Raw genomic sequence first — 230 nt, forward strand, 5'->3', positions numbered from 1 at the left:
GCCCGGCCCCACTGCAACAGGCTTCCCTGCTGTCCGACTGCATCAAATTCTGTCAACAGACCCGCGGCAATCGCGTTTGTTATCAAATAATCAGCGCCGGCATGCGAGACACTAAAGGCCCCCTGATTACGCGAAAAAGGCGTGCCCAGCCAATAATAACCGGCGTGCGTTTCAAACCAGAGGTCAAGGCCATGGGTATCCAGGCACAGGCTGCTGGTACTGACCGAGGC

At 57.0% G+C, this 230-nt stretch carries 1 protein-coding gene; it reads right to left on the reverse strand.

The genetic code is table 11. The features are described 5' to 3' along the window. On the reverse strand, positions 1 to 230 hold a 230-nt coding region (locus tag ACQUTA_RS13175), incomplete at both ends, for a hypothetical protein (protein ID WP_444988724.1).

The sequence above is a fragment of the Legionella navarrensis genome (assembly GCF_052527415.1).